The organism is Blastomonas sp. CCH1-A6 (genome assembly GCF_001556365.1).
Taxonomy (GTDB): domain Bacteria; phylum Pseudomonadota; class Alphaproteobacteria; order Sphingomonadales; family Sphingomonadaceae; genus Blastomonas; species Blastomonas ursincola.
In genome coordinates, this window is sequence record NZ_LSIS01000229.1 from 15,035 (window position 1) to 25,449 (window position 10,415).

The following is a 10,415-nucleotide window of genomic DNA, read 5'->3' on the forward strand; positions in this document are numbered from 1 at the left end:
CGACAGTCTGTGGATGCTGACCGGGGAGGGCGGCCTTCATGAGGCAGAACAGGTCGAGCGCCGTCATGCAGCAGCGCCGCGAGCCGCACCATTCGCTCGACGATTTCCCGACGCCCCCTTGGGCGACGCGTGCTCTGTGCGAATGGTTGATCGCTCAAGGCCATGTGCTGAGCGACAAGAATGCTCGCGAACCCGCCGCTAACCGTGGCTTCATGGCGCGACCGATGACGGAGCATTTCGCATCGGTCGAGGCATCGGACGTTCATGATTACGGCGCGGGCTACCCTGTAGTCGATTATCTCTGGGGGCCAGACCCGAGCCCGGTTGATTGGACGTTCTGCAATCCACCGTTTCGTCTGGCACAGCAGTTCATTGAACGCGCGCTGCGCACCAGCACCATTGGCGTTGCCATGATCGTGCGGTCTGCATTCACCGAGGGCGCGTCGCGATACTCCGAGCTATTTGCGCCCCATCCACCAGCTTTCGTGGTGCAGCATGTCGAGCGCGTTCCAATGGTTCGCGGGCGTTATGACCCTTCAGCTGCCAGTGCCACCGCTTATAGCTGGATTGTCTGGGTTGCAGGTCAAAGCGATACTCGATTCCGTTGGCTCCCGCCGTGCCGCAAGCGGCTCGAGCGCCCCAGCGATTACGAGGTCGCGGCATGAACGCGTCTCGCACCAGGTTCGATTGCGGGCGGTGCCAGCGGCAGACGCGCGAGGCGCTGACGAAATGGCACCAGCTGTTTGTCTGCCCGTCCTGCCTCGACGAGCTCGATACGCCGCTTTCGCCGGTCACGCGCACGATCGCGCTGGACCGGGCGCTGTCCGACCGGCTGCTGCCGATCGCCAGCCAGCGCGGGCTGCCGGTGTCGACCCTGGCGACGCGCATTCTGGACATCATCAGCCGCGAAACGGTGCTGATCGACAATCTGCTGGATGAGGAAGAGTGATGGCGGGGCGAAAGGCTATTTGCGCACGCGATATCAACGCTGGCCCAGGCACGTGCTACTATTGGTGGGACAGCTGCCCCGCGAAGATTGCGCACTGCTTCAACCGGTACGTGCGCGAAAACGGCGGTACGATCGACATGGCCAAGGCCCAAGACTGGGCCGCCGCGCGCGACAAGGCGCTTGAGCCACAGCGCAAGCTGGATCTGGGCGAGGCAGCATGACGGGCCGTGTTCTGGTCGCCTGCGAGCGCAGCGGGGTGGTGAGGCGGGCGTTCGAGGCGATGGGCTGCGATGCCTGGTCCTGCGACACCATGCCTGCCGATGATGGCAGCAACCGGCATATCACCGGCGACGTGCTCGACCATCTGGACGATGGTTGGGACCTGCTGATGGTGGCGCATCCACCCTGCACGATCCTGTGTAACAGCGGGGCGAAGCATCTGTACATCGGCGGGCGCAAGGCGAATGGGCGGGACCCGGCGCGCTGGGCCGAGCTCGACCGAGCCGCCGCCTTCTATCGTAGGTTGCGCGATGCAGTGCATATCCCGCGCCGGGCGATCGAGAACCCGGTGATGCACGGCCATGCGATCAAGCTGACGCAGCGTGGACCGGTGCAGTTCGTGCACCCGTATTTCTTCGGCGAGCCGTTCTTCAAGAACACGGGCCTCGAGCTGATCGACCTGCCGCGCCTAGTGCCGACCGCCATGCTGACGCCGCCGCTGCCGGGCACGGCAGAGCACAAGGCCTGGTCGCGCTGCCATCGCGAGCCGCCGGGGCCTGATCGCGCACGGCGGCGCAGCCAGACCTATCCGGGCATCGCAGCGGCGATGGCCGCGCAATGGGCGCCGCTGATCGGCGCGGGCGAGAGGGAGATGGCGGCATGATTCCAACCAAGATTTCTCCATGCACACGTGAGCTTGGCAGGCCTGCTGGCACGCTCGAAGAGGATTGCTCGTCACTGCAAATCTCAGATGTTCAGGACCCGATTTGGGGCAACCTCCAGCTTTCGGCCTGGCAACCATCAGATGAAGAGCGCGCTGCGATTGCGAATGGAGCGCCGGTTATCCTGTCTGTCGTCGGTCGATCGCATCCGGTTGTGTCCCTGTTTGTGGGTGCTTGGGAAGGCGAGGCATCGGAATGACCGGGAGGATCGAGCCTTCCGTGATCGCCGATATCAAGGCGCGGGTGCCGGTGTCGCGCGTCGTCGGCCAGGTGGTGAAGCTGGTGCGGCGTGGGCGCGAGTGGGTGGGGCTGTGCCCGTTTCATAGCGAGCGGACGCCCAGCTTCACCGTGGCCGACGACAAGGGCTGGTATCACTGTTTCGGCTGCTCGGCGCATGGTGGGGTGATCGATTTCGTGATGGAGCACCAGGGCGTCGACTTTGTCGAGGCGGTGCGTCGGCTGTCCGACGAGGCGGGAATCGTGCTGGCGCGCGAGAGCGCGACACCGCGCGCCGAGCTGGAGCGAAAGGTGGAGCTGCGCGACGCGCACCGGGTGCCGACCGTCGAGTGCGCGCAATGGATGTGGCGCACTGCCGGGCCTGCCGAGGGCGAGATTGTCGAGGCCTGGCTGGCGGCGCGCGGGCTGGACGTTTCTCACCCGCTGGTTCGGCAGGGGCTGCGCGCGCTGCGCTATCACCCGCGCTGCCCGATCTATGCATGGAAGCTGCACGAGCGGCCTGAGGCGCTGATGGGCACGCGGCCTGCCATGCTCGCGCTGATCGAGCGGATCGAGGGGCCTGCCGGTGCGCGCATGCGCGTACCGATGGGTGTGCATGTGACCTATCTGTCGCCCGATGGGCGCAGCAAGGCGCAGCTGGGCGTGACACGCGACGGCAAGCCGGTGCCCACCCGCAAGATGTTCGGCGATGTCGCCGGGGGCGGCGTGTGGCTTGGGCCGGTGGACGATTCCGGACCGCTTCTGGTCGGCGAGGGAATCGAGACCACGCTTTCAGCAGCCTGCCTGGACGGGCGTCCAACCCGCATGGCGGCGGCGCTGTCGCTCGGCAATCTTGAGGGCAAGGCGGTGTGCCTGCGCGACGGTGCGCTGCCGATCTGGAACGTGCAGGCCGATGCCGCGCGGCCGCCGATGCTGATCGACGACGCCGGGCATGTGATCGTGGCGATCGATGCCGACATGAAGCCGCTGAAAGGGCGGAGAATCCAGTGGGCGCGCGGCGGCAAAACGGGTCTGGGTGATGTGTCCGGCCCCGAGCGCGCGCGGATCTGCGCGACGCTGGCAGTGCAGGCGTGGCGGCGCGCCGGGGCGTGGCCGGTCGAGGCGATCAGGCCGCCCATGGGCGCGGATTTCAACGACTTGATGCGAGGTGCGGCATGAGCAGCGGGAAGGACCATGCAGAAGAGCAGCTGCGCGCCTTTGTTGAGCGGATCGAGCGGCTGATCGAGGATCGCAAGGACATAAACGCCGATATCGCGTCGGTGAAGAAAGAGGCGCAGGGCTTCGGCTTCAATCCGGGTGCCATCATGGATGTGATCAAGCAGCGGGCCTTTGCCGAAAAGCATGGGCAGGATGCGCTGCTGGAGCGGCTGAGCCTGATCGAGCTGTATTCAGAAGCGGTCGGCATGGGGGGCATCGGGCTGGACGCGCTGATGCACCAGGCGCGCGACAAGGCGCTGATGGCGCAGTTTCTGACCGAAGCGCAGGCCCCGAAAAAGCTGACCAAGCGAACGCAGACCTTTCTGGCGCTGCAGGATCAAGCGGCGGCGGCGCGCCGGGCTATTGCCGATACCGATAATCACAAGGGAATCGCAGGATGAGTGATGTGACCGGGCCGATAGCGATGCCGATCGCCGACCCGCTGAAGATGGCCTGGTACGAGCTTTCCGACCTGGGCAATGCGCGCCGGTTGCGCGACCTTGCGGGCGGGCGGCTGTTGTGGGTAGACGATCACTGGCAGGGCTATGACGGCAAGCGATGGAGCCGGGAGGACGGCAAGCGCCTGGCGCATCTGACCGCGCACGAGGTGGCGCTGCACATCACGGTCGAGGCGCAGGCCATTGCCGGCGAAATCGAGGCCGGGCGTGTCGAGAAGGCGCAGCAGGGGCGCTGGGAAGAGCGCGCGATCGCGCTGTTCAAGCATGCGGTGATGAGCGGTAATGCGAACAAGACCGCTGCGATGCTGGTGCAGGCGCAGAACCTGATGTTCGCAACGCGCGACGATTTCGATCGCGACCCGCTCGCGATCAATGTCGGCAACGGCACGCTTCGGTTTTTCGACAGCGGCGAGGGGTGGCGGGTCAGGCTCGACCCGCATGACCCGGCGGACATGATCAGCCGGGTGGCGGACGTGCCCTGGCTGGCGCCAGAAAACCCGGAATCGGCTTGCCCGACATGGGAGAAGCACATGGCCACGGTGCTGCCTGACCCGGCGGTGCGCGCGTTCTTCCAGACCTGTGCCGGCTATGGCGCGACGGGCAGCATCCGCGAGCAGGTGATCTTCATTCTGCAGGGCAAGGGCGGCGATGGCAAATCGACCTGCATGAACGTGCTGCGCGAGACGCTGGGCGGCTATGCCACCAAGAGCGACGTGCAGACCTTCATGGCGGGGGCGATGCGCTCTGGCGCCGACGCCACGCCCGATCTGGCGCGCCTGGCGGGCGATACGCGCATGGTTACAACGGCAGAGCCCAAGGTGGGCGGGATGCTCGACGAGAGCCGGATCAAGGATATCACGGGCGGCGAGCCGATTCAGGCGCGCGAGCTGCACGGCGCGCCGTTCACCTTCGATCCGCGATGCAAGATCTTCTTCCAGTGCAACCGCAAGCCTCGGGTGAGCGGCGACGATGACGGGATATGGCGGCGCATCACGGTGATCATGTTCCCGCACCAGTTCAAGGATGAGGCGATCAACAAGCGCATCATGGAGGACCTGCTAGCCGAGAAGCCAGGGGTGCTGCGATGGCTGGTCGATGGGGTGCTGGCCTGGCTGAATGCGGGCGAGCTGAAGCCCCCTGCAAGCGTGAAGGAGGCGACCGACGATTACCGGCGGGCATCGAACCCTTTTGGTGAGTGGTTTGCCGATTATGTCGACACTAGCGACCCGAAGTCTGTCGAGCCCGCGCAGTCGTTGTTCGACAGCTACAAGGCGTTCTGTAGCGACAATGGCGTCGACGATCGCGGGATCATGAACAGCACGTCCTTTGGCCGTGCTCTGGGCGACAAGCAGCTGATCAAGTTCAAGAGCCATGGCGGGCGCGTGCACCGCCGGGGATGCCGTCTACGGCGCGATGACGAGCTGTGGCAGGGGCAGAAGGCCGCTGGCGGCGAGACTGCTCCTGAGGGCCGGGAAAACCCGGGCGAGATCATGCCGGGATGGGACGATTGATCGATGCTGACCGTTGGCCACAACATCTTGTGTCAGACAGTTTCAGACAGTTGGGTTGACTGTCTGGTTTCTGGCCCGGCGTCGGGGCCGATCGAGGGTGTCGGGGTGTTGGTGCGGGGTGTGACTGGTCCTGATCGGGGTGGCTGATCCGTCTGACCGTCTGGAACTGTCAACCTCTGGAAAGGCGCGGAATTGGCCAGCGTCAGACAGTTGCCGGATTGTCAGACAGTTCTTGCGGGTTTCAGTCATGTGCGCGCGCCCACATGTGCGTAGGTTGGTGAACTATCTTACTGTCTGATCTGTCTTCAAGGGGAATATGTGGTGGTTGACCAGAAGAATGGCGGGAACGGTGTTTGGAAGATCAGGGCCGAGTTCTGGGTGTTGATGGCGGTGTCGATCGTGGCGCTGCTGGCTGGGCTGAAGGGATGCGTGGGATGGTGATCGACGATGTGCTGAGCTTTGACGAGGTCGAGGCGGCGTTGATGGATGCGCTCGAGTACCTGGCGCGCATGCCGGACAAGGAACGGGGCTGGCTGTCGGCGGCGTCGCGGTCCAGCATGCCGCCGGTCATCCGGGCGACCTGGCTGGGCGATTATGGCGATAACGATGCCGTGCCGCGCGGTGCGGGCCTCTCGCGGGCGCAGGTGGAGCATGTCGAGCAGTGGGTGACCGGCGAGCGGGCGCTGGTGCTGGCGGTGCCGGCAGCGCATCGCAGGCTGGTCGGCCTGGTGCTGCGGCACAAGCGCGAGAATGAGGGTGGCGGCTTTGCCTGGAGCGATGTGTGGCGCGTGTTCGGTGATCGATCGGTGACCAGCGATGCTCTGCGCAAGCGCTATGAGCGGTCGATCTGCATGGTGGCTCGCGCGGCAAATCGGTGAAGCCGAGGATTTCCGCCTGCACACTGCGTCAAGCGGTTTCGGATGTGTGCAGTGAAAAATACTTTGTCCGTTTGTGCAGCGATTGGGGTATTCATGCAGTTGTGCTGGAGAAGTGCGTACTCGGCAGCGGGCGTGCGGTTCTGTTTGGTACATCCTCTCCTGACCTTCAGCGGGCGGCGGGCTTCGGCTCTGCCGCCCGCTGGCGTTTTGGGGCAAGGCGCAACGGGTGGTGCATGGGCAGGCTGAAGGCGATGCCGAGCAGGCTGAAGGCCTCGCCGCCCAGGCTCAAGCCGCTGCCCAAGGTCGCGCTGAGCTTCTATCAGTCGCCCGAGTGGCGGCAGCTGGTGCGCGACATCAAGCGGGTGCGCGGTGCGTTCTGCATCGTCTGCGGCTCGGACAAGCGGATCATCGGCGATCATATCGTCGAGATCAGGGACGGTGGCGAGAAGCTGGACCCGATGAACGTGCAGCTGCTGTGCCATGCGTGCCACCAGCGCAAGACGGCTCGAGAACGGGCCAAGCGGGCTGTCGGGCACGCCGGATGACCGGGGGGTGGTTGAAACTCTGCAGGATCGCGGCCGCGCGCACCGCCGTTCCTCTCATTCGGAGATTTTTTTCTTGTGACTGGAATTTCGGACGACGCACCGGGCCTGTTTGGCTGGGTGCCCGCGCCGCCGCGTGGGCAGGGGCGTCCGGCGTTTCAATGGTCGCGGGAAAAGTCGAATAAAATCATGGTGTTGTTTGCCAGCGGCTATCGCGAAACCGACGTGGCCAAGGTGATCGGCTGCGATGCCAAGACGCTGCGAAAGGTTTTTCCCGCCGAGTGCCGGGAGCGCGAGCGGGCCGCCCTGGTTGTGCGGTCGGGCATGATGGCGCGCCTGGTCGATGAGGTCGAGAAGGGCAACGTCGCCGCGTGTAAGCGGCTCGACCAGATGCTGGATGCCGAGCGGGCGCGGGCGACCGATGCCCGGATGCGTCCGACTGAACCGAAGGCGGGCAAGAAAGCCGCGCCGATAGGCAAGAAGCAAGAGCAGCAGGATGCAGCGCAGGGTGTGGGCGGGCTGTTCGGCACGCGCAAGCCGCCGCGATCCGCGCTGATCAACTGACGCCATGCGGCCCGTCTGGTCGACGGCCTGCCTTGACTGGGAGGAACGAATTGTTGCGGGTGACAGCCTGGTGCCATGCGCGCCGCTGTTCCCCGAAAAGGCGGAAGAAGCGCTGGAGGTGTTCTGCGCGCTGCAGGTCACCGACCTGCCGCAGAAGGACGATGGCAGCTTCCCGACGCTCGGGGAGATTTGCGACAGCCGGATCCTTGATCTGGTCGCCGCGATCTTCGGCGCGGAGGACCCGGAGACTGGCCAGCGGCTGATCCGCGAATTCATGCTGTTGATCAGCAAGAAGAACGGGAAGTCGACGATCGCTGCGGGCATCATGCTAACCGCGCTGATCCTGAACTGGCGGCATCATGCCGAGCTGCTGATCCTGGCGCCGACGCTGGAGGTTGCCAAGAACAGTTTCGACCCGGCGATGGGCATGGTGGATGCCGACCCGGAGCTGAAGACGCTGCTGCATGTGGTCGAGCACCAGCGGCTGATCCGGCACCGGGTCACCAAGGCCGAGCTGAAGGTGGTGGCGGCCGATGCCGACACCTCCGCGGGCAAGAAGGCCGGCATGGTGCTGGTCGAGGAATTGTGGCTGTTCGGCAAGAAGCCCAAGGCGGCGAGCATGCTGCGCGAGGCGACAGGCGGCACCTCGACCAGGCCGGAAGCGTTCGTGCTGTACATCTCGACGCACAGCGACGAGCCACCGGCGGGCGTGTTCAAGACGAAGCTCGCCTATTTCCGCGACGTGCGGGATGGCGAGATCGATGACCCGTCGAGCCTGGGCGTGCTGTACGAGTGGCCGGAAGACCTGCTGGAGGCCGAGGCGTATCTCGACCCGGCGATGTTCCACGTCACCAATCCTAGCCTTGGGCGGGCGGTGTCGGCGGAATGGCTGACTGCCGAGCTTCGAAAGACGCAGGCGGGTGATGCGGACGAAGACCTGCAGGTCTTTCTGGCCAAGCATCTGAACGTCGAGATCGGTCTCAGGCTGCGCCGGGACCGGTGGCGCGGGGCGGATTACTGGGAGGCGGCGGGCGACCGATCGCTGACGCTGGAAAGCCTGCTGGCGCGGTGCGAGGTCGCGGTGGTCGGCATCGACGGCGGCGGGCTTGATGACCTTTACGGGCTGTGCGTGGCGGGCCGCGAACGCGATACCGCGCGCTGGCTGTACTGGTTCCGCGCATGGGCTTGGCCAGATGTGCTGGAGCGGCGCAAGGACATTGCGGGGTTGCTCAGGGATTTCGAGGCGCAGGGAAGCCTGACGATCTGCCGCGAGGCCGAAGTCGGTGACGATGCCGAGGCGGACTTCCTGCCACAGGACATTGCCGAGATCGTCGCGATCGTGGCGCAGGTGAAGGAAAGCGGGTTGCTGCCCGAGCGTGGGGCGATCGGCCTTGACCCGCAGGGCGTGGCCGACCTGATTGATGCCATGGCGGCGGCAGACATTGCCGACGATCAGATGGCGCCGATCGGCCAGGGCTTCCGGCTGATGTCGGCGATCGTCGGCCTGGCGCGCAAATTGAAGTTCAACCAGGTGGTGCATGACGGGTCGCCGATGATGGCGTGGTGCGTCAGCAACACCAAGGAAGAGAAGGGGCGGCAGTCGGTGATGATCACCAAGAACGCCTCTGCCAGCGCGAAAATCGACCCGTTCATGGCGGGGCTGAATGCGACCAAGCTGCTGGAGCTCAATCCGGTGGCTGTGGGCGCTGCCAAATCATTCTGGGAAGTGACATGAAAGCTGCCGAGATCATGCGCGACATCGCCGGGCTGATCGGGGCAGGATTGGTGTCGATCGGTACCGGCATGATGCATCTGCCGAGTGGTTTGATCGTCGCTGGAATGCTGTTGATCGTGGGTGCAGTGCTGGCAGCGCGGGCGGCGCGTCAACTCTGATGGCGGGACTGTTCGGTTCGATCGCGGCAGGCTTCGAGCGCAAGGAAGCCCGTACGCTCGACAGCCTGCCGGGGTTCATGTTCGGCCCGGAAAGCAAGGCCGGCGTCAGCGTGACGTGGTCTACGGCGCTGAACGTATCGGCGATGCTCGCCTGCTGCAAGGTGGTGGGTGAAGGCATTGCGCAAACCCGGTGCAAGATCATGCGTCCGCGCGCAGGCGGCATCGGGGCGGATCCTGCAAGGGACCATCCGCTCTATCGACTGCTGCATCTGAGCCCGATGAAGGGGCAGACGGCCTTCGGCTTCTGGGAAACGCTGGTCTTCCATGTGATGCTGGTCGGCAATGCCTATGCTTACATCAGCCGCGTTGGCGGCAGGGTGTTCGAATTGATCCAGCTGGATCCTAGCAAGGTCCGGGTGACCCGCCGTACCGACCTGACGCTGGTGTACGAGGTCACTGGCGAAGACGGCCAGATGCGCCGCTTTGCCGCCGAAGATATCTGGCATGTGCGCGGACCCAGCTGGAATGGCTGGATGGGCATGGAGACGGTCAGGCTGGCGCGCGAGGCGCTGGGGCTGGCGATTTCGCTCGAGGCCAATCACGCGGGCCAGCACAAGAACGGGGCATCGCCGAGCGGGGTCTATTCGGTCGAAGGACCGCTGACTCCCGAGCAACACAGTATGCTGACCGAATGGCTGAAGCGCCAGGCGGCTAACCCGGGCATGCCGATGATCCTGGACCGCGGTGCAAAGTGGTTCAGCCAGCAGATGAGTGGCGTCGATTCGCAGCATCTGGAGACGCGGCGCTTCCAGATCGAGGATATCTGCCGGGCGGTGCGGGTGATGCCGATCATGGTCGGGCAGTCCGACAAGGCGGCGACCTATGCCAGCGCCGAGCAGATGTTCCTGGCGCATGTCATTCATTGCCTGGCGCCTTGGGCGACCAGGCTGGAAGAGTCGATCGAGGTCGATCTGCTGACCGAGGCTGAGCAGGCGCAGGGGCTGTATGCGAACTTCAACCTGTCGGCTCTGATGCGCGGCGATTACAAATCGCGGCAGGAAGGCCTCCAGATCCAGCGCCGCAACGGCGTGATCAATGCCGACGAGTGGCGCGCGCTGGAAAACATGAACCCGCGCGATGACGAAGGTGGCGGCCAGTACATCGTCGAAAGCAACATGGCCGTGCAGGACGGACGCGACCTGACGCCGATGCCTTCATCGCCGAGCCCGCAGGGGAGCAACTGAC

14 protein-coding genes are annotated in these 10,415 nt (G+C 64.9%); all 14 read left to right on the plus strand.

Translation table 11 applies throughout. From position 1 onward, the window contains the following. Nucleotides 1–65: 65 nt before the first annotated feature. The 14 genes from AX735_RS10040 (at nucleotide 66) to AX735_RS10095 (ending at nucleotide 10,414) form a co-directional block, all read left to right on the plus strand. Nucleotides 66–665 carry a hypothetical protein gene (locus AX735_RS10040; protein WP_197421679.1) on the plus strand — a complete coding sequence of 200 codons (600 nt, stop codon included), beginning with the start codon at nucleotides 66–68 and terminating at the stop codon, nucleotides 663–665. Then, the gene (locus AX735_RS10045; RefSeq protein WP_066045583.1) at nucleotides 662–949 is read left to right on the plus strand and encodes a hypothetical protein; all 288 of its coding nucleotides are present in this window, start codon (nucleotides 662–664) and stop codon (nucleotides 947–949) included. The genes AX735_RS10040 and AX735_RS10045 overlap by 4 nt, the downstream gene beginning before the upstream one ends. Continuing rightward, nucleotides 949–1,170, plus strand: a complete 222-nt coding sequence (locus AX735_RS10050) for a hypothetical protein (RefSeq protein ID WP_066045586.1) — start codon at nucleotides 949–951, stop codon at nucleotides 1,168–1,170. Before AX735_RS10045 ends, AX735_RS10050 begins: the two co-directional genes overlap by 1 nt. Then, nucleotides 1,167–1,832, plus strand: a complete 666-nt coding sequence (locus AX735_RS10055) for a hypothetical protein (RefSeq protein ID WP_066045590.1) — start codon at nucleotides 1,167–1,169, stop codon at nucleotides 1,830–1,832. The genes AX735_RS10050 and AX735_RS10055 overlap by 4 nt, the downstream gene beginning before the upstream one ends. Further along, the gene (locus AX735_RS25025) at nucleotides 1,829–2,089 is read left to right on the plus strand and encodes a hypothetical protein (RefSeq protein ID WP_156441533.1); all 261 of its coding nucleotides are present in this window, start codon (nucleotides 1,829–1,831) and stop codon (nucleotides 2,087–2,089) included. The genes AX735_RS10055 and AX735_RS25025 overlap by 4 nt, the downstream gene beginning before the upstream one ends. Further along, on the plus strand, nucleotides 2,086–3,285 hold the full coding sequence (locus tag AX735_RS10060) for a CHC2 zinc finger domain-containing protein (protein WP_066045593.1): 1,200 nt from the start codon (nucleotides 2,086–2,088) through the stop codon (nucleotides 3,283–3,285). The genes AX735_RS25025 and AX735_RS10060 overlap by 4 nt, the downstream gene beginning before the upstream one ends. Beyond that, nucleotides 3,282–3,725, plus strand: a complete 444-nt coding sequence (locus AX735_RS10065) for a DUF2312 domain-containing protein (protein WP_066045595.1) — start codon at nucleotides 3,282–3,284, stop codon at nucleotides 3,723–3,725. The genes AX735_RS10060 and AX735_RS10065 overlap by 4 nt, the downstream gene beginning before the upstream one ends. Then, nucleotides 3,722–5,293 (plus strand): DNA primase family protein, encoded by a 1,572-nt coding sequence (locus tag AX735_RS10070; RefSeq protein WP_082735505.1) that lies wholly within the window; start codon nucleotides 3,722–3,724, stop codon nucleotides 5,291–5,293. Before AX735_RS10065 ends, AX735_RS10070 begins: the two co-directional genes overlap by 4 nt. Before the next feature lie 434 nt (nucleotides 5,294–5,727). Continuing rightward, a complete protein-coding gene (locus AX735_RS25030) occupies nucleotides 5,728–6,171 on the plus strand; it encodes a hypothetical protein (RefSeq protein ID WP_066045601.1) in 444 nt (147 codons plus the stop codon). 233 nt (nucleotides 6,172–6,404) lie between these two features. Further along, entirely contained in the window at nucleotides 6,405–6,716 is a 312-nt protein-coding gene (locus AX735_RS10080; protein WP_066045604.1) for an HNH endonuclease signature motif containing protein, read from the plus strand. Between the two features lie 75 nt (nucleotides 6,717–6,791). Then, entirely contained in the window at nucleotides 6,792–7,277 is a 486-nt protein-coding gene (locus AX735_RS10085) for a hypothetical protein (RefSeq protein WP_156441534.1), read from the plus strand. 4 nt (nucleotides 7,278–7,281) lie between these two features. Next, the gene (locus AX735_RS10090) at nucleotides 7,282–9,012 is read left to right on the plus strand and encodes a terminase large subunit (protein ID WP_066045611.1); all 1,731 of its coding nucleotides are present in this window, start codon (nucleotides 7,282–7,284) and stop codon (nucleotides 9,010–9,012) included. Next, nucleotides 9,009–9,170: a hypothetical protein gene (locus tag AX735_RS25775; protein WP_197421680.1), complete on the plus strand. Its 162-nt coding sequence runs from the start codon at nucleotides 9,009–9,011 to the stop codon at nucleotides 9,168–9,170. Before AX735_RS10090 ends, AX735_RS25775 begins: the two co-directional genes overlap by 4 nt. After that, a complete protein-coding gene (locus AX735_RS10095) occupies nucleotides 9,170–10,414 on the plus strand; it encodes a phage portal protein (RefSeq protein ID WP_066045614.1) in 1,245 nt (414 codons plus the stop codon). The genes AX735_RS25775 and AX735_RS10095 overlap by 1 nt, the downstream gene beginning before the upstream one ends. Nucleotide 10,415: the final 1 nt, after the last annotated feature.

Coding starts and splice junctions, on each gene's coding strand:
- AX735_RS10055 (WP_066045590.1), top strand. CDS start 1,167: ATGACGGGCCGTGTTCTGGTCGCCTGCGAGCGCAGCGGGGTGGTGAGG.
- AX735_RS25025 (WP_156441533.1), top strand. CDS start 1,829: ATGATTCCAACCAAGATTTCTCCATGCACACGTGAGCTTGGCAGGCCT.
- AX735_RS25775 (WP_197421680.1), top strand. CDS start 9,009: ATGAAAGCTGCCGAGATCATGCGCGACATCGCCGGGCTGATCGGGGCA.
- AX735_RS25030 (WP_066045601.1), top strand. CDS start 5,728: ATGGTGATCGACGATGTGCTGAGCTTTGACGAGGTCGAGGCGGCGTTG.
- AX735_RS10095 (WP_066045614.1), top strand. CDS start 9,170: ATGGCGGGACTGTTCGGTTCGATCGCGGCAGGCTTCGAGCGCAAGGAA.
- AX735_RS10060 (WP_066045593.1), top strand. CDS start 2,086: ATGACCGGGAGGATCGAGCCTTCCGTGATCGCCGATATCAAGGCGCGG.
- AX735_RS10080 (WP_066045604.1), top strand. CDS start 6,405: ATGGGCAGGCTGAAGGCGATGCCGAGCAGGCTGAAGGCCTCGCCGCCC.
- AX735_RS10040 (WP_197421679.1), top strand. CDS start 66: ATGCAGCAGCGCCGCGAGCCGCACCATTCGCTCGACGATTTCCCGACG.
- AX735_RS10090 (WP_066045611.1), top strand. CDS start 7,282: ATGCGGCCCGTCTGGTCGACGGCCTGCCTTGACTGGGAGGAACGAATT.
- AX735_RS10050 (WP_066045586.1), top strand. CDS start 949: ATGGCGGGGCGAAAGGCTATTTGCGCACGCGATATCAACGCTGGCCCA.
- AX735_RS10045 (WP_066045583.1), top strand. CDS start 662: ATGAACGCGTCTCGCACCAGGTTCGATTGCGGGCGGTGCCAGCGGCAG.
- AX735_RS10070 (WP_082735505.1), top strand. CDS start 3,722: ATGAGTGATGTGACCGGGCCGATAGCGATGCCGATCGCCGACCCGCTG.
- AX735_RS10065 (WP_066045595.1), top strand. CDS start 3,282: ATGAGCAGCGGGAAGGACCATGCAGAAGAGCAGCTGCGCGCCTTTGTT.